Here is a 21,136-nt window from a genome sequence, read left to right as displayed (position 1 = left end):
GAACGCCGCTCCTTCTCCTGCGGAGATCCACCAGAAGGCCCCTACCCTGGACCGCATGTCAGCGATCCGCCTGCTCGTGCTCGGCGCGGTCCGCCAGCACGGGCGGGCCCACGGCTACCAGGTCCGGGGCGACCTGGAGTACTGGGGCGCTCACGAGTGGTCCAACGCCAAGCCCGGCTCGATCTACCACGCCCTGAAGCAGATGGCGAAGCAGGGGCTGCTGCGGGCGCACGAGATCGCCCCGTCCACGGCCGGGGGCCCGCCGCGCACGGAGTACGAGATCACCGAGCAGGGCACCGCCGAGTACTTCAAGCTGCTCCGGCAGTCGCTCACCGCCTACGACCAGAAGCCTGACCTGCTCACCACCGGGCTCGGCTTCATGGTGGACCTCGGCCGTGAGGAGGCCCTGGACCTCCTCGAACAGCGGGTGCGGTCCATCGAGGAGTGGCGCGCGACCGTCGTCGAGGACTACCTGCCCGAGGACGGCCCGCAGCAGCTCGGCCACATCGGCGAGATCATGAACTTCTGGGTCCACTCGGCCGACACGGGCGCGCAGTGGACCCGCGACCTCATCGAACGCATCCGCGCCGGCGCCTACACCTTCGCGGGCGAGGGCGCCCCGTTCGTCGGGGTGCTGCCGGACGACGACACTCGCTAGTGGTGGAACCCGGTGGCCACCCCCTTGTCCCGGGTCAGGGGGCGCTGCTGCCGACGCAGTTCCGGTAGCAGCCGTTCCAGGTCCTGTGTGAGCAGCTCGGCGAGGTCCGCGGAGAAGCCGTTGCGGCACACCACCCGCAGCACGGACAGGTCCTCGCGGTTGGCCGGGAAGGTGTACGCGGGCACCAGCCAGCCGCTCTCGCGCAGCCGCCGGGAGACGTCGAAGACGTCGTACGCGGTCACGTCCGGCGCGGTCGTGAACGCGAACACCGGCAGCTCGTCGCCCCGGGTCAGCAGCCGGAAGTCGCCGAGCGCCTCGATCCGCCCGGCCATGCCCGTGGCCACGTCCCGCGCGGCCTGCTGCACGGCCCGGTAGCCGTCCCGGCCCAGCCGCAGGAACGTGTAGTACTGCGCCACGACTTGCGCGCCGGGCCGGGAGAAGTTCAACGCGAAGGTCGGCATGTCGCCGCCCAGGTAGTTCACCCGGAACACCAGCTCCTCCGGCAGCGCCTCCGCGTCCCGCCACAGCGCCCAGCCGACCCCCGGGTAGACCAGCCCGTACTTGTGTCCCGAGGTGTTGATCGACGCCACCCTCGGCAGCCGGAAGTCCCACACCAGATCCTCGTCGAGGAACGGCGCGACCATGGCACCGGACGCCCCGTCGACATGCACGGGGATGTCGAGCCCGGTCCGCTCCTGCACCGCGTCCAGCGCCGCGCACAACTCGGCGACCGGCTCGTAGGACCCGTCGAAGGTCGAGCCCAGGATCCCCACGACCCCGATGGTGTTCTCGTCGCACAGCTCGGCGGCCGCCTGCGGGTCCAGGTGGAAGCGCTCGCCCTCCATGGGCACCAGCCGGGCCTCCACCTCCCAGAAGTTGCAGAACTTCTCCCAGCAGACCTGCACGTTCACGCCCATCACCAGGTTGGGCCGGGCCCCCGGGTACCGGCCGGCGTTGCGCCGCGTCCAGCGCCGCTTCAGCGCCATCCCGGCGAGCATGCACGCCTCGCTCGACCCGGTCGTCGAACACCCCACGGCCGCCGCCGGATCGGGCGCGTGCCACAGGTCGGCGAGCATCGCCACGCACCGCCGCTCCAGCTCGGCCGTCCGCGGGTACTCGTCCTTGTCGATCATGTTCTTGTCCCGGCACTCCGCCATCAGCACCCCGGCCTCCGGCTCCATCCAGGTGGTGACGAAGGTGGCGAGGTTCAGCCGCGCGTTGCCGTCGAGCATCAGCTCGTCGCGCACCAGCTGGTGGGCGGTGGCCGGTGCGATGGGCTGGTCCGGGAGCCGGTGCGTGGGCGGGGCCTCGGCCATGTCGCCGACCGGATTGGCGGGGCCGTAGAAGGGGTTGACGGACAGGCGGCGTTCGCCGGGCTGACGGGGGCCTTCGTTGAGCGGCAAGGGAGCCTCCAGGAGTGCGTAGGAAAGGGGGGTGTGTCAGCGGAGCGACGTCCCGTCCTGCCGCAGCTGCATCTGCGGCCGTCCCGTCACCAGCAGCCAGGCCGGCAGCGAGGCCACGCAGAGCAGGGCGATGATCCCCGGCGAGGCGACCAGCACGGCGGCGACGAACAGGCTGATCCAGCCCTGCCGGGTGATGGCCAGCAGCACCCCGAGCACACCGGCGGACACACCCACCGACGGATGCACGCCGGACACCAGGGCGTGCGCGCACAGGCCGAGGGCGGTGCCGACGAACACGGCCGGGAAGATGCGCCCGCCGCGGAACCCGCAGGACGCGGCGACCAGCAGCGCGGCCAGCTTCACCACCGTCATGACGGCGAACTCCCCGGCCGACCAGCCGTCCGGGTCGTGCGCCAGCTCGGCGATCTCGTCGAGCCCCTTGAACAGCGTCAGATGCCCGCCCAGGGCCCCGAGTCCGCCCAGCACGATCCCGCCCGCCGGGAGCATCAGCATCGGGTGCCGCAGCCGGCGGAAGGCTCCGTGGACAAACGGGAAGGCGCGCACGGCGCACATGCCGAGCAGTGCGCCCGCCGAGGCGACCACGATCGCCGCCAGCAGATCCGACCAGCCCGGCCGGCCGATGGAGGGCAGGTTCAGGTCGAAACTCGGGTGGTCGATGAGGGCGACGGTCAGGGAGCCGGCCGTGGCGGCGGTCAACGGCGCGAAGAGGTTGTCCCACAGCAGGCCGCGCGTCTCCTGGCGGGCCAGCACCTCGGAGATGACGAGGGCGGCCGCCACGGGTGTGCCGAACAGGGCGCCGATCGTCGCCGCCTCCGCCAGCGCCGGCCAGATCCGGCCCGGGGCCCTGGGGAGCGCCCTGCCGCCCAGCCAGACCGCCAGGCCGACGTTCACGGCGATGATCGGGTTCTCCGGGCCGAGGCTCGGCCCGCCGGCCAGCATCAGCGCTGCCGCCAGCAGCAGCCCCGGCAGCACGACGGGCGGCAGGATCGGGGCGTCCAGACCGACGGTGGCCGGGTCGGGGCCCGCATGACCCGGCACCTTCCACACCACGAGACCGACCGCGACACCGGTCGCGAAGAGCATCACGAACATCCACGCCACGGAGTACCGGCCGATCCCCAGCGCGTCCGGCACGGTCCGCCACAGCACGTCCTCGAGTTCCTCGGCGGCGACTTCCACCCCCACCAGGAGCAGGCTGGAGATCACCCCCACGGCCAGCGCGGGCAGGATCGCCGGCAGCAGGGCACGGGCGGGAGTCGCCGGGGTGACGGAAGGCGCCTGCTGCGCGGAGTCCTGGACCACGGGCACACGATAAACGGATCAACAGGTACAAACCGGAAACACGCTTGCACCTCACGTGGCGTGAGGCCCGACCGTGAAGAACGAAAGAAGGCACGAAAGAAGACACGGAAGAGGAAGGGAGCGGAAGTGAGCTACTCCGTGGGACAGGTCGCGGGCTTCGCCGGCGTCACCGTGCGCACGCTGCACCACTACGACGACATCGGCCTGCTCGTCCCGAGCGAACGCAGCCACGCGGGCCACCGGCGTTACAGCGACGCCGACCTCGACCGGCTGCAGCAGATCCTGTTCTACCGCGAGCTCGGCTTCCCCCTCGACGAGGTCGCCGCCCTGCTCGACGACCCGGAAGCGGACCCGCGCGCCCACCTGCGCCGACAGCACGAACTGCTGACCGCCCGGATCGAGAAGCTGCGGAAGATGGCGGCGGCCGTGGAGCACGCCATGGAGGCACGCACGATGGGCATCGATCTCACGCCCGAGGAGAAGTTCGAGGTCTTCGGGGACAAGGACCCGGAGCAGTACACCGACGAGGCGGAGGCGCGCTGGGGCGGCACGGAGGAGTACGCCGAGTCGCAGCGCCGCGTCGCCCGCTACACCAAGGAGGACTGGAAGCGGATCCAGGCGGAGGTGGACGACTGGGGCCGGCGCTACGACGCCCTGATGGCCGCCGGCGAAACGCCCACGGGTGAGGCGGCCATGGAACTGGCCGAGGAGCACCGGCAGCACATCTGCACGTGGTACTACGAATGCTCGTACGAACTCCACGGCTGCCTCGGGGAGACGTACGTCTCCGACGAGCGCTTCAAGGCGTTCTACGACTCGATGCGCCCGGGTCTCGCGGAGCACCTCAAGGACGCCATCGCCGCGAACGCCGCCCGCCGTGCCTCCTGAACCCTGGCCCGGGGGGCCTCACTCCCGGGCCAGGACCACCGCCGTGCCGTACGCGCACACCTCGGTGCCCACGTCCGCGGCCTCCGTCACGTCGAACCGGAACGCGAGCACGCCGTTGGCGCCACGCGCGCGTGCCTGTTCGATGAGTCGCGCCATGGCCTGGTTGCGGGTCTGCACGAGCGTCTTGGTGAGCCCGCGCAGTTCGCCGCCGACCATCGACTTCAGCCCGGCGCCGATCTGGCTCCCCAGGTGCCGGGAGCGCACGGTCAGGCCGAAGACCTCGCCGAGCACCTCCTGCACGCGGTAGCCCTGTACGTCGTTCGTGGTGACGACGAGGACGTCGGGCTGGGGGCCCTGTCCGCCGCCGTATTCGTCGATGCCCATGGTTCACAGCTTTGACCGGGACCGCCCACGGTGCATCCTGAGTACGCCCATGGAACCTGGGCCATGACGGCCGCGTTGATACTTTGAGGCAGTCAGCCCAGCCCGTATCCCCCCAGCAGCAGGAGCCACATCCCCGTGACCACGCTTGCGCTCGGCCCCGAGTGGCTCAGCCCGGACTACCTGATCTCCACGTTCAGCCTGCCCGGCATCCTGCTCATCGTCTTCGCGGAGTCCGGACTCTTCGCGTTCCTGCCCGGCGACTCCCTGCTGTTCACGGCCGGCCTCTTCGTGGCCGAGGGCACCTACATCACCCAGCCGCTGTGGCTGGTCTGCACGCTGATCGTGATCGCCGCCGTCGTCGGTGACCAAGTGGGCTACATGATCGGCAAGTTCCTGGGCCCGAAGCTCTTCAACCGGCCCAACTCCAAGCTCTTCAAGCAGGAGAACCTGGACAAGGCCCACGAGTTCATGGAGAAGTACGGCCCCAAGGCGATCGTCCTGGCCCGCTTCGTCCCGATCGTGCGCACCTTCGCCCCCATCGTGGCCGGCGCCGGCCGCATGAAGTACCGCACGTTCCTCACGTACAACGTGATCGGCGGCATCGCCTGGGGCACCGGCGTCACCCTCGCGGGCTACTGGCTCGGCCAGATCGGCTTCATCAAGAAGAACGTCGAGTCGATCCTCATCCTGATCGTCCTGCTCTCCGTCGTCCCGATCATCATCGAGTACCTGCGGGACCGCTCGAAGAAGAAGCGCGCGGCGGCCGCGGCCCCGGCCCCCCAGTCCCAGCTGCCCGCCATGGACGACGCCACGACCCAGCTCCGCCGCATCACCCCGGACGACCAGCCCCCGCACCAGCAGCCCTACGGCGACCAGAGCGGCTACAACGACCAGCAGTACTACAACCAGTACCCCCAGGCCCCGGGCTACGGCCAGCAGCAGCAGGGGAACCAGCAGCCTTACAACGGGGGCTACTGACCCGACCTGCTGTTCAGGGGCGCGGGGAACTGCGCGATCAACCACGAACCAGCCGCGGCCGCCAACGGACAGGAAGCCCCGACCCCATAGGCAAAGGGCATCAGAAACCCCTGGTCCGCTTGGCGGCCCGCCGCTTCTCCGCAGACCCGATCCGCAGGAACATCCGCGAGATCTCGGACCCGAGATTCACCCCGATGGCGATAGCCATGGCCAAGGCCACCGCCTTGGACAGCGACACCAGCCCCTCGTCGATCTCGTTCTGCGCGATCGCCAGCAGTCCGAAGTAGGTCGCCGAACCCGGCAGCAACGGCCCGATCGCCGCAGTCGTGTACGGCAGGGCCGAAGCGAACTGGTACCGGGACAACAGCTGCCCGAACAACCCCACCAGCCCGGCAGCCGCAGCCGTGGACGCCACCGGCGAGATCTCCCCGGCATAGTGCATCGCGCCGTACACGATCCAGGCGACCCCCCCGTTCAGCGTCACCCACACCACGGTGGATCGTTCCTGCTGAAGCAGCACGGCGAACGCCAGCGACAGCAGCATCGACGCCCCGATCAGCAGCACCGGCTGGTCGGAGACCCCGAGCGCCGCGTCGGGGTTCAGCCGCGCCCCCAGCTGCACACCGAAGTACAGCACCAGCAGCACACCCGCGACGATGCCCACGAAGAAGTACAGAACCTCCAGCAGACGCGCGGACGCGGTGATGTAGAAGCCGGTCAGCCCGTCCTGCACCCCCGCCACCAGCGCCCGCCCGGGCAGCAGCGCGAACAGCCCACCGGTGATGACCGCGGAGGCGTTCACTTCCACATGGACGAGCGTCAGCGTGACCCCGATCGCGGCCGGCGGCATCGCGGCCACCGTGAACTGGTAGAACTCCGGCAGCCCGCGCCCCGCGCACAGCCACGCCAGCCGGTCACCGAGCATCGCGCCGAGCGCGGCCGCGACGAACACGAGCAGGTCGCCGCCGACGAGTACGGAGGCCGCACCGGCCAGCAGCCCGCTCGCGCCGGTCAGCGCCCAGCCGGGGTAGGGGTGCCGGTTACGGCGGATCTCCGCCAGCCGCCGGTAGGCCTCCTCCAGGGACACCGCCGTCTCGTCGTCGCTGAGGTCGTCCACCAGCTGGTACACGGCCGCCAGCCGCGTGTAGTCGGTGCCCCTGCGGCGCACGGTCCGCGACGCGGTGACCGGGTCGTCGACGAGCGACGGCTGGTACGAGATCGCCAGCAGCGTGAACGTGACGTTGGGCTCGCAGCGGTCAAGACCGTAGGACCGGCAGACGGCGAACATGGCCGCCTCCACGTCCTCGGCGCCCTCACCGCCCGCCAGCAGCAACTCGCCGATACGCAGCGTCAGGTCGAGCACACGCGGAACCGCGGGCCCCGAATCGTCGCTGCCGCGCTGGATCGTCTCCGGCGCCGGCCGCTCCGCCACCGGCATGCGCAGCATGGTGCGCATCCGGTCCTGCCAGGGCACGTCCTTGGTCAGGCTGACCACGGGGATCCCGCTCGGCGGGGTGAACGCCGTCGGAGCCTGTTTCGCGCTGTACGTGCTCGGCGTCGTGAACGCCGACCCCTCCGGCTCCGCCGAGGGCGCCTGCGGGACGTCCATCCCCTCCGGCAGGGCGAACTCGGACGTCGTCTCGGCCTCGGCACCCGCCGTCCGGTGGAAGGCCAGCCCCTCCGGGATCGCGAACTCCGACGTCGTCGACATGTCCCCGTCGACGGCGGACCCGCCGGGAGGCGAGAACACGCTCCTCGCCTCGTCCGACTTCGGCTTGCGGTCCTCCGCGTCCGTCACTGCCTGGCGCTCCCTGTACGACACGTCAGCCTCAGTACCCCCCAGATTCAGTATGCGCACATACAGGCGAACGGGCCGCACGCGTATGCGTGCGGCCCGGCGGCATCAGGAAGGGGTCAGTGCCCGCCCTGCTCCTTGAAACGCTTGTAGGACCGCTCGATCTCGACCTCGGCGTCCGTACGGCCCACCCAGTCGGCACCCTCGACCGACTTGCCGGGCTCCAGGTCCTTGTAGACCTCGAAGAAGTGCTGGATCTCCAGGCGGTCGAACTCCGACACGTGGTGGATGTCCCGCAGGTGCTCCACACGCGGGTCCGTCGCCGGAACGCACAGCAGCTTGTCGTCGCCACCGGCCTCGTCCGTCATACGGAACATGCCGATCGCACGGCACTTGATGAGACAGCCCGGGAAGGTCGGCTCGTCCAGGATGACCAGCGCGTCCAGCGGGTCGCCGTCCTCGCCGAGGGTGTTCTCGACGAAGCCGTAGTCGGTCGGGTAGGCGGTCGAGGTGAAGAGTCGCCGGTCCAGGCGGATACGACCGGTCTCGTGGTCCACCTCGTACTTGTTGCGCGAACCCTTCGGAATCTCGATCGTGACGTCGAACTCCACCGGTGGCTCCTCCATGATCAACACATAGTTCTGGTGGTTAAGTGTCCCTCACGCAGGTGTGTGATCGCGAAAGGGGCTGGTGTTCGTGCCAGAGCTGAGGCCTTGGCGGTCCGCGAGACCGCACGTGGTGCGGATCGCGGGTGCCGTACGACCGCGCCTGGCCCGGGCCGCCGCAGCCGCGAAACCACGGGTCGCGCGGCTTGCACGGGCCGGGAAACCGCAGGTCGCGCGGCTCATGCGGCCGAAGACCTGGCAGTACACCGCAGGTGCCGCCACCGCCGGTCTCGCACTGGCCGCCGGTGTGGTGACCGCCGCCGGTCCCTGGGACTCCTCGGGTCAGCGTACGGCCGAGCGGGACCGCGCCGCCGCCATGGACCGCCCGGGTGGCGCAGATCACGGCGGCACCTCCGGCGCCCCCGGCCGGCCCCGGCCCGCCCCCAGCGCCGCCCCGGTGCTGGCCGCACTCGGCGGCGTCAGCAAGGTGAAGTCCGCCCCTGACGGCAAGGCCCTCGCGAACGCCCTCGCGCCCCTGCTGGAGGATCCGGCGCTCGGCCCCAGGCCCGCCGCGGCGGTCGTCGACGTCACGAGCGGCAGGCGCCTCTACGGCACGGGCTCGGACGCCGCGCTCACCCCCGCCTCGACGACGAAGATCGCCACGGCCGTCGCCGCGCTGTCCGCCATGGGCGCCGACCACCGCATCACCACCCGCGCCGCGCTGGAACCCGACACGAACGAAGTCGTCCTGGTCGGCGGCGGCGACCCCACGCTCACGGCCCAAGAGAACGACGGGGGCTGGGCGAGCCTGCGCACCCTGGCCGCCGAGACGGCCGGCGACCTGGCCGAACGGGGCGTCCGCGAGGTGACGCTCTCCTACGACACGACCCTGTACGCGGGCGACGAAAAGCACCCGATCGGGGTCAACCCCAACCTCGCCCTCGTCAGTCCCCTGATGGCCGACGAGGGCCGCACGGACGACTCGACGAGAGGCCCGGTCACCCGTGTGCCCGACCCGGCGGCGGACGCGGCCCGCACGTTCGGGGACCTCCTGAAGTCCCACGGGATCAAGACCACGTCCCCCGGCCCGTCCAAGGCCACCACCCGGGCCAAGACCCTCGCCACGGTCTCCTCGCCCCCGCTCTCGGCCCTCGTCGAACGCATGCTGACCAACAGCGACAACGACATCGCCGAGGCCCTCGCCCGCCAGACGGCCCTCGCGACCGGCGACCGCGCCGACTTCGCCGGCGCCGACCGGGCGGTCAGCGCACAGCTGCGCGAACTCGGCCTCCCCCTGAAGGGCGCCGCCTTCAAGGACGGCAGCGGCCTGAACCGCGCCGGCCGGCTGACGGCGGACCTCCTCACCGGCCTCCTGGCCAAGGCGGCCGACCCCGACCACCCCGAACTCCGCCCGGCCCTCACCGGCCTTCCCGTCGCCGGCTTCACCGGAACCCTGACCAGCCGTTACACGGACGGAGCAGCCGGCGTCGTACGCGCCAAGACCGGCACCCTGACCGGCGTCAACACCCTCGCGGGCACCCTGGTGGACCGGGACGGCCGCCTCCTCGCCTTCGCGTTCATGGCCAACGACACGACAAACCCGGAAGCAGCCCAGAAGGCCCTGGACAGGGCGGCGACGACGCTGGCGGAGTGCGGCTGCCGATAACCATCGCCTGAGCTGCCCGCCCTGGCTGTGGGCAGTCGTTCCGCTGGGGCGGAACGGGTGGGCACGGCCGGCAACGCCCAGCACCGGCCAGGAAACCCCGGCCCCTGCCGACCCCGCAGAACGCCGAGTACCTGAAACCACCCCCGGCGTCACCCACCCCTCGCCGCCCTGCCCCAGCGGCCAGCGCTCACGTACGGTTGACGCATGACGAGCATCGGTGGTGCTTCAACCGGCATGGTCGACTGGAATCTCGCGGTCGCGACCGCGACCCGGCTCGTACGGCCGGGCCCCGACGTCAGCCGGGACGAGGCCCGCGCCGTCGTCGCGGAACTGCGCCGGCACGCCAAGGCCTCGGAGGAACACGTCCGCGGCTTCACCCGCCTGGGCACCGAGGAGGGGCACGACACCCCCGTCCTCGTCGTCGATCGCCCCGGCTGGATCCGCGCGAACGTCGCAGGCTTCCGGGAACTCCTCAAGCCCCTGCTCGACAAGATGCAGGACCGGCGCGGCAACAGCCCCGGCGGCGCGGTGATGAGCGCGGTCGGCGGCAAGGTCACCGGCGTGGAGCTCGGCATGCTGCTGTCCTTCCTGGCCTCCCGCGTCCTCGGCCAGTACGAGACCTTCGCCCCCGCCACGCGCCAGCTCCCGGCCGGAGCGAACGGCGGCGGCCGACTCCTGCTCGTCGCCCCGAACATCGTGCACGTGGAGCGCGAACTCGACGTCGAACCCCATGACTTCCGGCTCTGGGTGTGCCTGCACGAGGAGACCCACCGCACCCAGTTCACCGCCGTGCCCTGGCTGCGGGACCACCTCGAGGGTGAGATCCAGTCCTTCCTGGGCGAGACCGACGTCGACCCCATGACCGTCCTGGAACGCGTACGCGAAGCCGCCCAGACCCTCGCCGGGGGCCGCCCCGAGGCCGAGGAGGACGACGGCGGCCGCTCCCTCGTCGAGATCGTGCAGACCCCCGCCCAGCGGGAGATCCTCGGCCGCCTCACGGCCGTGATGTCCCTGCTGGAGGGCCACGCCGACTTCGTGATGGACGGCGTCGGCCCGGACGTCGTACCGACCGTCGGGGAGATCCGCGAGAAGTTCCAGCAGCGCCGCGCCAAGGGCGCCTCCCGCCTGGACATGGCCCTGCGCAAGCTCCTCGGCCTGGACGCCAAGCTCCGCCAGTACCGCGACGGCGAACGCTTCGTCCGGGCCGTCGTCGACGAGGTCGGCATGGACGGCTTCAACCGCGTGTGGACCTCGCCCAACACCCTCCCCACCAAGACGGAGATCGCCAAACCGGCGGACTGGATCGCGCGGGTGCATCGCAGGACCGAGTAGTGAACTTCGCGGGAAGGTCGTGAAAGTAATCCGGCCGACGGCAGGCGAACGCCCCTCCAATCACCCGTCCGAGGGACCGTGAGGCAGGGGTAGGCGTGCAATGCTCGGGGAACGGCCCGGTTCTGTCACCATCTACACACTCTGCGTGACCGAACCTCGGGCTCACCCCCCGACAACTTCATGAAGGGAACCGGACATGGGTCCCCATCCTGCGGTCGCGGCGATACGCCTGGCGGTCCGCCGCGTCCTCCACGACCTCCTCACCGAGCACCACAGCACCGCCGCCGCACTCCCGCACGCTCCCTCGCACGAGCCTCCCCCACTCTCGGCTTCGCTCGAGCGGGAGGTACCCCCATCCCCGCCGCTCGTGCTCGTGGCATGCTCCGGCGGCGCCGACTCCATGGCCCTCGCCTCGGCCCTCGCCTTCGAGTCCCCCAAACTCGGCATCAGAGCCGGCGGGGTGACCGTCGACCACGGCCTCCAGCCCGGCTCCGACGCACGCGCCGCGGAGGTCGTCCAGCGCCTGCGCGAACTCGGCCTCGACCCGGTCGACTCCGTCGCCGTGACCGTCGGCCGCGCCGGCGGACCCGAAGCCGCCGCCCGCGACGCCCGCTACGCCGCACTCGACACCGCGGCCGAACGCCACGGCGCCACCGCGGTCCTCCTCGGCCACACCCGCGACGACCAGGCCGAAACCGTCCTCCTGGGCCTCGCCCGGGGATCCGGCATCCGCTCCCTGTCCGGCATGGCCGCGGTCTCGGGGGCCGGCGGCCGTTACCGGCGCCCCTTCCTGGAACTCGACCGGCAGACCGCCCGCAAGGCCTGCATGGTCCAGTCCCTGCCCGTCTGGGACGACCCCCACAACGCCGACCCGGCCTACACCCGCTCCCGGCTGCGCCACGAAGGCCTGCCCGCCCTGGAGAAGGCCCTCGGCAAGGGCGTCGTCGAAGCCCTCGCCCGTACGGCACGGCTCTCCCGCGACGACGCCGACGCCCTCGACGGCTGGGCCGCCCGGGCCGAGGCCACCGTCCGCGACGCCACCGGGCAGCTGGAGTGCGCGAAGCTCTACGCCCTGCCCCCGGCCGTACGCCGCCGCGTCCTGCGCCGGGCCGCCATCGCGGCCGGTGCGCCGGCCGGCTCGCTGTTCGCCCGTCACATCGAGGAAGTCGACCGGCTCATCACCGGCTGGCGCGGTCAGGGAGCCATCAACCTCCCCGGCAAGGTCGTGGCCCAGCGGCAGGGTGGCAGACTGGTGATTCGGCAAGGCTGAACCACGACCCCTCCGGGCAGTCGATGGAGGGGCCGCTCAGCCGGTGGGACGACCGAAAGTGATGCGGGTGGACGCGAAAGACATGGGTGCCGACCTTCAACAGGTACTCATCACCAAGGAAGAGATCGACGCCAAGCTCGCAGAGCTGGCCGCGAAGATCGACGCGGAGTACGCGGGCAAGGACCTGCTGATCGTCGGAGTCCTCAAGGGCGCGGTGATGGTCATGGCGGATCTCGCCCGGGCGCTGTCCACCCCCCTCACCATGGACTGGATGGCCGTATCCTCGTACGGGGCGGGCACCCAGTCCTCCGGTGTGGTGCGGATCCTCAAGGACCTCGACACCGACATCAAGGGCAAGCACGTCCTCATCGTCGAAGACATCATCGACTCCGGCCTGACCCTGTCCTGGCTGCTCTCCAACCTCGGCTCGCGCGAGCCCGCCTCCCTCAAGGTGTGCACCCTGCTGCGCAAGCCCGAGGCCGCGAAGGTCGCCATCGACGTGGAATGGGTCGGATTCGACATCCCCAACGAATTCGTCGTCGGCTACGGCCTGGACTACGCCGAGAAGTACCGCAACCTCCCGTTCGTCGGTACGCTCGCGCCCCACGTCTACGGCGGCTGAATCCCGGCCGGGGTGCCGTGGCGGTGATCGGGAACCCCAGCGGACTTCCCGCCGTTGGAGCATGCGTAGACGGATCGCCAGTTGTCCCGCGCAGCTTCAGGTGACAATGCTGGGGTACCGTCCGAAGAACAGTCTTTATCAAACTCACTATGGCAGGAGGGACGGGGCGGCACCGCTCCGTATGGATGGACGTGAAGCGATACTTCCGTGGGCCGGTCATGTGGATCGTGCTGGCCGTCCTTGCCGTGGTCGTGTTGATGCAGGTCGTCGGCTCGTCCGGCGGCTACAAGACGGTGGACACCGGCCAGGTCGTCCAGGCGATCAATGACAACAAGGTCGATTCGGCCAAGCTGACCACCGGCGACGAGCAGACCATCAAGGCCGAGCTCAAGAACGGCGTAAAGATCGAGGGCAGCTCGAAGATCCAGGCGAGCTACATCGGTGACCAGGGCGTGACGATTGCCAACACGCTCCAGGCCAAGTTCCAGGACAAGCAGATCCCGGACGGTTACACGGTCTCGCCGTCCAAGCAGAACCCGTTCGTCGGGATCCTGCTCTCGCTGCTCCCCTTCGTTCTCATCGTCGTCGTCTTCCTGTTCCTGATGAATCAGATGCAGGGCGGCGGTTCCCGGGTCATGAACTTCGGGAAGTCCAAGGCCAAGCTCATCACCAAGGACACCCCCAAGACGACGTTCTCGGACGTCGCCGGCTCGGACGAGGCCGTCGAGGAACTCCACGAGATCAAGGAGTTCCTCCAGGAGCCTGCCAAGTTCCAGGCCGTCGGCGCCAAGATCCCCAAGGGCGTGCTGCTGTACGGCCCGCCCGGCACCGGCAAGACCCTGCTCGCGCGTGCTGTCGCGGGCGAGGCGGGTGTGCCGTTCTACTCGATCTCCGGTTCCGACTTCGTCGAGATGTTCGTCGGTGTCGGTGCCTCCCGAGTCCGTGACCTGTTCGAGCAGGCCAAGGCGAACGCCCCGGCGATCGTCTTCGTCGACGAGATCGACGCGGTCGGCCGCCACCGCGGCGCCGGCCTCGGCGGTGGTCACGACGAGCGCGAGCAGACCCTGAACCAGCTGCTCGTCGAGATGGACGGCTTCGACGTCAAGGGCGGCGTCATCCTGATCGCCGCCACGAACCGCCCGGACATCCTCGACCCGGCCCTCCTGCGCCCCGGCCGCTTCGACCGCCAGATCGCGGTCGACCGCCCGGACATGCAGGGCCGTCTGGAGATCCTCAAGGTCCACCAGAAGGGCAAGCCGGTCGCGCCCGACGTCGACCTCTCGGCGGTCTCCCGCCGTACGCCCGGCATGACGGGTGCCGATCTCGCCAACGTGCTGAACGAGGCCGCCCTGCTGACGGCCCGCAGCGACCAGAAGCTGATCGACAACCACATGCTGGACGAGGCGATCGACCGTGTGGTCGCGGGCCCGCAGAAGCGGACCCGGATCATGTCGGACAAGGAGAAGAAGATCACCGCGTACCACGAGGGCGGACACGCCCTGGTCGCGGCGGCCTCACCCAACTCCGATCCGGTCCACAAGATCACGATTCTGTCGAGAGGCCGGGCCCTCGGCTACACGATGGTGCTGCCGGACGAGGACAAGTACTCGACCACGCGCAACGAGATGCTGGACCAGCTTGCCTACATGCTGGGCGGCCGCGCGGCCGAGGAGCTCGTCTTCCACGACCCGACGACGGGTGCCGCCAACGACATCGAGAAGGCCACCGGCCTGGCTCGTGCGATGGTCACGCAGTACGGCATGACCGAGCGTCTCGGCGCGATCAAGTTCGGCGGCGACAACACCGAGCCGTTCCTCGGGCGTGAGATGTCTCACCAGCGCGACTACTCGGAAGAGGTCGCCGCGCTGGTCGACGAAGAGGTCAAGAAGCTCATCGAGACCGCGCACAACGAGGCGTGGGAGATCCTGGTCGAGAACCGCGACGTGCTCGACAACCTGGTCCTGGCCCTCCTCGAGAAGGAGACGCTGGGCAAGGAGGAGATCGCCGAGATCTTCGCGCCGATCGTCAAGCGCCCGCCGCGGCCCGCCTGGACGGGCTCCTCCCGTCGTACGCCGTCCACCCGCCCGCCGGTCCTCTCCCCCAAGGAGCTGGCCCTGACGAACGGGACGAACGGCGCGACGCCGGCGATCACCACCGCGAAGAGCACCGCGGCGGAACCCGCCCCGGCGCCCGAGCGCACCCCGGAGGACCGCCCCGAGAGCTGACCATCGCTCTCCCGGCGGCCCCGGGCCCGGAATGGATGCCGCGCCCCCCAGGTTTTAGCCTGGGGGGCGCGGCTTTTCGCCATTTCCGCAGGCCGCCCCCGAAGGACACAGGAACGAGGCACCCAGATGACCGACCCCGTGACGCTGGCCGGCGAGGGCCAGCTCGGCGAATTCGACGAGAAGAGAGCCGAGAACGCCGTTCGGGAACTGCTGATCGCGGTCGGCGAGGACCCCGACCGCGAGGGGCTTCGGGAGACACCGGCGCGAGTCGCGCGGGCGTACAAGGAGATATTCGGCGGGCTGTGGCAGAAGCCCGAGGACGTGCTGACGACGACGTTCGATCTCGGGCATGACGAGATGGTGCTGGTGAAGGACATCGAAGTCCTGAGCTCCTGCGAACACCATCTCGTACCGTTTGTCGGTGTTGCCCACGTTGGCTACATTCCGTCCATCGAAGGCAAGATCACAGGCCTCTCCAAGCTGGCGCGGCTCGTGGACGTGTACGCACGGCGTCCGCAGGTGCAGGAACGACTGACGACGCAGATCGCCGACTCCCTGATGCAGATCCTGGAGCCGCGTGGCGTGATCGTCGTTGTCGAGTGTGAGCACATGTGCATGTCGATGCGCGGGGTCCGAAAGCCAGGCGCGAAGACCATCACCTCGGCGGTCCGCGGCCAGCTTCGTGATCCCGCGACCCGCAATGAGGCCATGAGCCTGATCATGGCGCGCTGACGCCGAGCGTCACGTCGTCGGGGCCGCGCCCGTGCCGTCGTGTTCGTCGTCCTCCGGGAGTTTGCAGACGCGCTCCAGGAAGATGGCGGCCGCTATGACGCCGATGCCCGCGACGACGGAGAAGCCGGCGTAGATGGCCTGGTCGCGGCGGGCGGGGATGTCGAGGGACTCCAGCAGGAAGACGCCGGTGCCGCCGTACATGCCGGAGACGAGGGCGGCGACCAGGGCACTGGAGTGGCCGAAAACGACCGCGCGGGCCGCCATCATGGGGTCGACGCCCTTGGCGTCGGGCTGCCGCTCGCGCTGGGCCTTCAGCCGGGCGCGGAGCGAGAGCGCCGTGGCCAGGAGGACCACGGCGATCAGGGCGAGGACGATGGGGGCGGCCAGGGGGACGCTGGGGAGGGTGCCGACCGAGTTCCACAGGCGGGCCCCGGCCCAGGACAGCACCCCGGCCACGACGAAAACGGCGGCCAGCACCCTGATGCGCAGCTCTCTCACGGTGTCCCTTCAGTTCCCCGGCGGTGGCCTCGTTCCGCGGCCGTCTTGACCTTAACGGCTACTCGGGCAGCCGGAGTTCCAGGTCCTTGCGGGGTGTCACGCCGTCCCGGGTGACGGCGTCCAGCAGACCGGCGACCGGGCCGCGGCCCGGCAGCTGCGCCTCGGGGTCGAGGTCGTGCCAGGGAGCCAGGACGAAGGCGCGCTCGTGGGCGCGGGGGTGGGGGAGGGTGAGCTGCGGGTCGTCGGAGACGACGTCGGCGTAGGACACGATGTCGACGTCCAGGGTGCGAGGGCCCCAGTGCTCGTCCCGGACGCGGTGGAAGGCCTCCTCGACCGCGTGCGCGCGCTCCAGGAGCGAGGACGGCGGGAGGGTGGTCTTCAGGACGACGACCGCGTTGAAGTAGGCGGGCTGGCTGCCGGGCTCCACGCCCCAGGGCTCGGTCTCGTAGACCGGGGAGACGGCCTTGATGCGGAGGCCGGGCGTGTCCTCGAGGGCGTCGACGGCTCCCTGGAGGGTCTCCAGGCGGTTGCCGAGGTTGGAGCCGAGGGCGACCACGGCCCGTTTGGGATTGCTGAGCGTGGTGTCGGCGGCGTCGACCTTGTCGACGACGGAGGCGGGTACCGGCTGTACGGTCGGGTCGCTGGGACCCTTGAGGAAGGGTGCAGTCATACTCGGCTCCGGGTGATGGTGACGGTCACGTCGTCGAAGGGGACCGTGATCGGGGCGTCCGGCTTGTGGACGCGTACCTCGACCTCCTCGACCCCCTCGTGCTTCAGACATACCTGGGCTATGCGCGCGGCGAGCGTCTCGATGAGGTTGACGGGCTCGCCCTCGACGACGGCCACGACCTCCTCGGCCACGATGCCGTAGTGCACGGTCTTCGCCAGGTCGTCGTCGGCCGCGGCCGGCCGGGTGTCCAGGCCGAGGACGAGGTCCACGACGAAGGTCTGGCCCTCCCTGCGTTCCTCGGGGAACACACCGTGGTGCCCGCGGGCCTTCAGGCCGCGCAGCGCGACACGATCCACGCGAATCACTCCTGCAATCGTCGGTCACGGCCGGTCCGCGCCGTGTGCGGGCGGCACACCGGCCTCAGTCGAATCTACCTGCGAGCCCGGGCGGGGCCGGGCCACGGGGGTGGGCGCCGGGGCCGGGCCGGGCAGGATTCATCCAGCGTTTCCCCTGGCGAACCCGGTGGCTCATGGGTTGGTAGCCGCCCATACCCGGGGGTCCGTGATTCCAACCACGTCGTCGTCCCGGTCCGGCCCTTGTGAGGCGCCTACCCACTCAGGAGGGGGTCTCTTCGCCCTCGTCCTCGTCGGTTTCGGCCAGAACGGGAGAAGCGTGGTGCGACCAGAGTTTCCACCCCTGGGGCGTGCGCCGGAACACGTTGGTGGCGACCACGAGCTGGCCGACGAGCGGGCCGAGCTCCTCGTCGCCCTCGGGGGCGGGGCCGCCGCTGAGGATGTTCTCCGTGCAGTTCACCAGGGCGGTGTCGCCGGTGACCGAGACGTGCACATCGGTCAGGAAGAACTGGATGTAGTCGGTGTTCGCCATGATCAGCGCGTACGACCGGAGGACCTCGCCGCGGCCGGTGAGCACGGGCCAGCCCGGGTGCACGCAGGAGACCACACCGGTGTCGGCCGGGTCGTGGTACGACTCGTCGACGCCCAGGTCGGCGGGGGTCAGCCAGAGCGACGCCAGTTTCTCGAAGTCGCCTCGTTCCAGTGCCTCGTAGAAGGCGGTGTTGGCGGCCTCGACCTGTTCGACGTCGGTGTGCGGGGCGCTCACCGGGCTCCTTCTGCGCCGGCCGTACGCGCCCCTTCGATGGCGTGGGCGACCCGTACCGCGTCGGCCGTGGCGCGTACCTCGTGCACGCGTACGGCCCAGGCGCCGGCGTGTGCCGCGAGCGCGGAGACGGCGGCGGTGGCCGCGTCGCGTTCGCGTGCCGGCGGGGGCGGGCCGTCGGGGCCGGCCAGGACCCGGCCGAGGAAGCGCTTGCGGGAGGCGGCGACGAGCAGGGGGTGGCCGAGGCGGAGGACGCGGTCGAGGGCCGCGAGGAGCGCGAGGTCGTGCTCGGCGTCCTTGGAGAAGCCGAGCCCGGGGTCGACGACGACGCGGTCGGGGGCGATGCCGCCGGCCAGGACGGCCTCCACGCGCGTGTGCAGCTCGTCCACGACCTCGCCGACGACGTCGGCGTACTCGCCCTTGACGTTGCCGCCCTGGAGGAAGCCGCGCCAGTGCATGACGACGAAGGGGGCGCCGGCGTCGGCGACGGCCGGGATCATGCGGGGGTCGGCGAGGCCGCCGCTGACGTCGTTGACGAGGGCGGCGCCCGCCGCGAGGGCCCGTTCGGCCACGGAGGCGCGCATGGTGTCGACGGAGACGGTGACGCCCTCGGAGGCCAGACCGCGGACGACGGGGATGACGCGGCGGAGCTCCTCGGCCTCGTCCACCCGGGCGGCGCCGGGGCGGGTCGACTCGCCCCCGACGTCGACCAGGTCCGCGCCCTCGGTGACCAGGTCGAGGCCGTGTTTGACGGCGGTCGTGGTGTCGAAGAAGCGGCCGCCGTCGGAGAAGGAGTCGGGGGTGACGTTCACGACTCCCATGACCGCGCAGCGGTCCCATTCCGGTAGGCCCGCCACACGCCCGCGTCCGCTCTGGTTGCTCATATGTTCAGCGTAGGCCCAGGCAGCGGCCGTCAGGCGCTGCGGCCCAAGTGACGGCCCCGTGTGGGTGGCTCGGTCATGCCGCCCGGACGTTGCGCTCCGCCGTCGTGCCGTGGGGGCAGGGGCGGCGGCCCGCCGGGCCGCGGCGGCGCAGGAAGCGCGGCAGGGGGAGGGCGAGGTCGACGAAGCCCTCGGCCTGCATGGCGGCGAATCCGATGCGGGGCAGGTCGGCGGAGGCGCGGTAGACGACGAAGCGGGGCTCCCAGCGCGGCCGGAACTTGGCGTTGAACTTGTACAGGGACTCGATCTGAAACCAGCGGGAGAGGAAGACCAGCAGTCCGCGCCAGGCGCGCAGTACCGGGCCGGCGCCGATCTTCTCGCCGCGTGCCAGTGCCGCGCGGAACATGGCGAAGTTGAGTGAGACGCGCTCGATGCCGAGCTTCGGGGCGGCCTGGAGGGCGGCCACGATGAGCAGTTCGTTCATGCCGGGGTCGGCGGAGCGGTCGCGGCGCATGAGGTCCAGGGAGACGCCGTCGGTGCCCCAGGGCACGAAGTGCAGGATCGCCTTGAGGTCGCCGTAGGGGCCGGGGTGGTCGTCCTGTTTGTGGGCGGTGGCGATGAGGCAGTCGCCGTCGGCGGGGTCGCCGATCCGGCCCAGGGCCATGGAGAAGCCGCGCTCGGTGTCGGTGCCGCGCCAGTCGGCGGCGGCGCGGCGGATGCGCTCCAGCTCGGCCTCGCCGAGGTCACGGACACGTCGTACCCGGGTTTCGTAACCGGCGCGCTCGATGCGCTTGACCATCTGACGCACGTTGCGCATCGCGCGGCCGGCGAGTGAGAAATCCTTGACGTCCACCACCGCCTCGTCGCCCAGTTCGAGGGCGTCGAGCCCGGTCTCGCGGGTCCAGACCTCGCCGCCCGTCTCGGAGCAGCCCATGACGGCGGGGGTCCAGGAGTGGGCCTTGGCCTCGTCCATGAACTGTTCGATGGCGCCGGGCCAGGCCTCGACGTCGCCGATCGGATCGCCGCTGGCGAGCATCACGCCGGAGACCACGCGGTAGGTCACGGCCGCCTTGCCGCTGGGGGAGAAGACGACGGCCTTGTCGCGGCGGAGCGCGAAGTGGCCGAGGGAGTCGCGGTTGCCGTGCCGCTCCAGCAGGGCGCGCAGCCGGGCCTCGTCCTCCTCGGTGAGCCGGGCGGCCGGGTGTTCGGGGCGGAAGGCCAGGTAGATGGTGGTGACGGCGGTGAGCAGGCCGAGGGCGCCGAGCGAGAAGGCCACGGTCCAGGAGGTGCTGCCCTGGTAGTCGACGGGACCCTCGAAGCCGAACAGGCCGTAGATGACGTGGGCGATGCGGTCGGCCAGGCTCGGGTCGCCGATGATGCGCTCGGAGTTGACGCTGACGATGAGCAGGCCGAGCATGAGGGAACCGGCGCTCATGAGCACGAAGTTGGCGAGCGCCCGCCAGCGGCTGCGCGGGTCGGGCAGGGCGTCGAACTGGTCGCGGTGGCGCAGCAGCGGTGCCAGCAGTGCCAGGGAGATCAGCACGCCCACGAGCGAGTGCCGGTACGTGAACTGCGCGACGGCGCCGGCGGGCAGCAGGGCGACGGCCGCCCGCCAGGCCCGGCGCTTGCCGCGCTTGAGGCCGTGGGCGAGCAGCAGCAACAGCACACCGGTGCTGAGCGACAGGGCGGCCGCGAACGGGCCGAGCGCGCCGGGCAGTACCTCGGCGATGGCGTGCATGCGGCTGTGGCGGAAGCGCGGGAACACGCCCGCGGCGATGTCCAGGACACCCACGAGGGCACATGCTCTGCCGACCAGGACGGGGACGGCCTCGGGGCGCGGTCCGCGCAGCAGCCGGCGCACCCGGTTCACCCGGCCCGTGGGAGCCGCGTCGCTTCTGCGACTCGGAACCTCGACCGACATTTCCTCATCTGTCCTGACAGACATCGCATCCCGTAGTTCTGCGAGAGACCTTGGATCCGGTGCCGATTCGGGCATCCGGCGACATTGCGCCCTCTAGGACGGTGTCTCGGGGGAAGAGGTTCACTCCCCACGTCAAAGCCGTTTCAAAGGCCAAGGAAAGTCCGGGACA

Annotated in this window: 20 protein-coding genes; 9 read left to right on the top strand and 11 right to left on the bottom strand. The window is 70.6% G+C overall.

Annotated features, from left to right (window positions below):
- The first annotated feature begins 55 nt into the window (after positions 1-55).
- Positions 56-658, top strand: a complete 603-nt coding sequence (locus OG542_RS17830) for a PadR family transcriptional regulator (RefSeq protein ID WP_311127048.1) — start codon at positions 56-58, stop codon at positions 656-658.
- Here the strand turns inward: OG542_RS17830 and OG542_RS17825 are convergent.
- Both OG542_RS17825 and OG542_RS17820 read right to left on the bottom strand, forming a co-directional pair.
- Positions 655-2,061 (bottom strand): glutamate decarboxylase, encoded by a 1,407-nt coding sequence (locus OG542_RS17825; protein WP_328412047.1) that lies wholly within the window; start codon positions 2,059-2,061, stop codon positions 655-657. The genes OG542_RS17830 and OG542_RS17825 overlap by 4 nt on opposite strands.
- A 36-nt stretch (positions 2,062-2,097) precedes the next feature.
- Positions 2,098-3,384, bottom strand: coding sequence for an ion channel protein (locus OG542_RS17820; RefSeq protein ID WP_328412045.1), 1,287 nt, complete (start codon positions 3,382-3,384; stop codon positions 2,098-2,100).
- A gap of 126 nt (positions 3,385-3,510) precedes the next feature.
- Between OG542_RS17820 and OG542_RS17815 the strand changes: the two genes are divergently transcribed.
- The gene (locus OG542_RS17815) at positions 3,511-4,272 is read left to right on the top strand and encodes a MerR family transcriptional regulator (protein WP_328412043.1); all 762 of its coding nucleotides are present in this window, start codon (positions 3,511-3,513) and stop codon (positions 4,270-4,272) included.
- A gap of 18 nt (positions 4,273-4,290) precedes the next feature.
- Here the strand turns inward: OG542_RS17815 and OG542_RS17810 are convergent, their stop codons facing one another.
- Positions 4,291-4,656 (bottom strand): YbjQ family protein, encoded by a 366-nt coding sequence (locus tag OG542_RS17810; protein ID WP_193483040.1) that lies wholly within the window; start codon positions 4,654-4,656, stop codon positions 4,291-4,293.
- Positions 4,657-4,791: 135 nt separating this feature from the next.
- Between OG542_RS17810 and OG542_RS17805 the strand changes: the two genes are divergently transcribed.
- On the top strand, positions 4,792-5,634 hold the full coding sequence (locus OG542_RS17805) for a DedA family protein (protein WP_328412042.1): 843 nt from the start codon (positions 4,792-4,794) through the stop codon (positions 5,632-5,634).
- A gap of 100 nt (positions 5,635-5,734) precedes the next feature.
- Here OG542_RS17805 and OG542_RS17800 read toward each other — a convergent pair whose 3' ends face one another.
- Positions 5,735-7,432, bottom strand: a complete 1,698-nt coding sequence (locus tag OG542_RS17800; protein WP_328412040.1) for a threonine/serine exporter family protein — start codon at positions 7,430-7,432, stop codon at positions 5,735-5,737.
- A 116-nt stretch (positions 7,433-7,548) separates the two neighbouring features.
- Positions 7,549-8,040 carry an inorganic diphosphatase gene (locus OG542_RS17795; RefSeq protein ID WP_184594751.1) on the bottom strand — a complete coding sequence of 164 codons (492 nt, stop codon included), beginning with the start codon at positions 8,038-8,040 and terminating at the stop codon, positions 7,549-7,551.
- A 79-nt stretch (positions 8,041-8,119) separates the two neighbouring features.
- On the opposite strand from OG542_RS17795, the gene dacB reads away from it, so the two are divergent.
- The 6 genes from dacB to folE all read left to right on the top strand — a co-directional run bounded on the left by dacB (position 8,120) and on the right by folE (position 15,881).
- Complete coding sequence (gene dacB, locus OG542_RS17790) at positions 8,120-9,700, top strand: D-alanyl-D-alanine carboxypeptidase/D-alanyl-D-alanine endopeptidase (RefSeq protein WP_328412038.1); 1,581 nt, start codon at positions 8,120-8,122, stop codon at positions 9,698-9,700.
- Positions 9,701-9,904: 204 nt separating this feature from the next.
- A complete protein-coding gene (locus OG542_RS17785; protein WP_184594755.1) occupies positions 9,905-11,032 on the top strand; it encodes a zinc-dependent metalloprotease in 1,128 nt (375 codons plus the stop codon).
- Between the two features lie 196 nt (positions 11,033-11,228).
- On the top strand, positions 11,229-12,302 hold the full coding sequence (gene tilS, locus OG542_RS17780; RefSeq protein WP_328412036.1) for a tRNA lysidine(34) synthetase TilS: 1,074 nt from the start codon (positions 11,229-11,231) through the stop codon (positions 12,300-12,302).
- A gap of 61 nt (positions 12,303-12,363) precedes the next feature.
- A complete protein-coding gene (hpt, locus tag OG542_RS17775) occupies positions 12,364-12,924 on the top strand; it encodes a hypoxanthine phosphoribosyltransferase (RefSeq protein ID WP_184594965.1) in 561 nt (186 codons plus the stop codon).
- 185 nt (positions 12,925-13,109) lie between these two features.
- Positions 13,110-15,149 carry an ATP-dependent zinc metalloprotease FtsH gene (ftsH, locus tag OG542_RS17770; protein WP_189725855.1) on the top strand — a complete coding sequence of 680 codons (2,040 nt, stop codon included), beginning with the start codon at positions 13,110-13,112 and terminating at the stop codon, positions 15,147-15,149.
- 126 nt (positions 15,150-15,275) lie between these two features.
- Positions 15,276-15,881 (top strand): GTP cyclohydrolase I FolE, encoded by a 606-nt coding sequence (folE, locus tag OG542_RS17765; protein WP_193483034.1) that lies wholly within the window; start codon positions 15,276-15,278, stop codon positions 15,879-15,881.
- 9 nt (positions 15,882-15,890) lie between these two features.
- Here folE and OG542_RS17760 read toward each other — a convergent pair whose 3' ends face one another.
- The 6 genes from OG542_RS17760 to OG542_RS17735 all read right to left on the bottom strand — a co-directional run bounded on the left by OG542_RS17760 (position 15,891) and on the right by OG542_RS17735 (position 20,967).
- Positions 15,891-16,379: a DUF3180 domain-containing protein gene (locus OG542_RS17760; RefSeq protein WP_261680300.1), complete on the bottom strand. Its 489-nt coding sequence runs from the start codon at positions 16,377-16,379 to the stop codon at positions 15,891-15,893.
- Positions 16,380-16,437: 58 nt separating this feature from the next.
- Positions 16,438-17,049 (bottom strand): 2-amino-4-hydroxy-6-hydroxymethyldihydropteridine diphosphokinase, encoded by a 612-nt coding sequence (gene folK, locus OG542_RS17755; RefSeq protein WP_311127058.1) that lies wholly within the window; start codon positions 17,047-17,049, stop codon positions 16,438-16,440.
- A complete protein-coding gene (folB, locus tag OG542_RS17750) occupies positions 17,046-17,405 on the bottom strand; it encodes a dihydroneopterin aldolase (RefSeq protein WP_261680302.1) in 360 nt (119 codons plus the stop codon). Before folB ends, folK begins: the two co-directional genes overlap by 4 nt.
- A 259-nt stretch (positions 17,406-17,664) precedes the next feature.
- The gene (locus tag OG542_RS17745; RefSeq protein ID WP_261680303.1) at positions 17,665-18,168 is read right to left on the bottom strand and encodes a nuclear transport factor 2 family protein; all 504 of its coding nucleotides are present in this window, start codon (positions 18,166-18,168) and stop codon (positions 17,665-17,667) included.
- Entirely contained in the window at positions 18,165-19,049 is an 885-nt protein-coding gene (gene folP / locus OG542_RS17740; protein ID WP_328412032.1) for a dihydropteroate synthase, read from the bottom strand. The genes OG542_RS17745 and folP overlap by 4 nt, the downstream gene beginning before the upstream one ends.
- Positions 19,050-19,122: 73 nt before the next feature.
- Positions 19,123-20,967 carry a phosphatidylglycerol lysyltransferase domain-containing protein gene (locus OG542_RS17735; protein WP_328412030.1) on the bottom strand — a complete coding sequence of 615 codons (1,845 nt, stop codon included), beginning with the start codon at positions 20,965-20,967 and terminating at the stop codon, positions 19,123-19,125.
- Between the last annotated feature and the right edge of the window lie 169 nt (positions 20,968-21,136).

Origin of the sequence: Streptomyces violaceus, from assembly GCF_036014075.1 — a bacterium.
GTDB classification, from domain to species: Bacteria; Actinomycetota; Actinomycetes; order Streptomycetales; family Streptomycetaceae; genus Streptomyces; species Streptomyces violaceus.
Note: the sequence above shows the minus strand (reverse complement) of the source record. Positions and strands in the feature narration are given on the sequence as shown.

Coding starts and splice junctions, on each gene's coding strand:
- OG542_RS17830 (WP_311127048.1), top strand. CDS start 56: ATGTCAGCGATCCGCCTGCTCGTGCTCGGCGCGGTCCGCCAGCACGGG.
- OG542_RS17810 (WP_193483040.1), bottom strand. CDS start 4,656: ATGGGCATCGACGAATACGGCGGCGGACAGGGCCCCCAGCCCGACGTC.
- OG542_RS17785 (WP_184594755.1), top strand. CDS start 9,905: ATGACGAGCATCGGTGGTGCTTCAACCGGCATGGTCGACTGGAATCTC.
- tilS (WP_328412036.1), top strand. CDS start 11,229: ATGGGTCCCCATCCTGCGGTCGCGGCGATACGCCTGGCGGTCCGCCGC.
- hpt (WP_184594965.1), top strand. CDS start 12,364: ATGCGGGTGGACGCGAAAGACATGGGTGCCGACCTTCAACAGGTACTC.
- ftsH (WP_189725855.1), top strand. CDS start 13,110: ATGGACGTGAAGCGATACTTCCGTGGGCCGGTCATGTGGATCGTGCTG.
- folE (WP_193483034.1), top strand. CDS start 15,276: ATGACCGACCCCGTGACGCTGGCCGGCGAGGGCCAGCTCGGCGAATTC.
- folK (WP_311127058.1), bottom strand. CDS start 17,049: ATGACTGCACCCTTCCTCAAGGGTCCCAGCGACCCGACCGTACAGCCG.
- folP (WP_328412032.1), bottom strand. CDS start 19,049: ATGAGCAACCAGAGCGGACGCGGGCGTGTGGCGGGCCTACCGGAATGG.
- OG542_RS17735 (WP_328412030.1), bottom strand. CDS start 20,967: ATGTCGGTCGAGGTTCCGAGTCGCAGAAGCGACGCGGCTCCCACGGGC.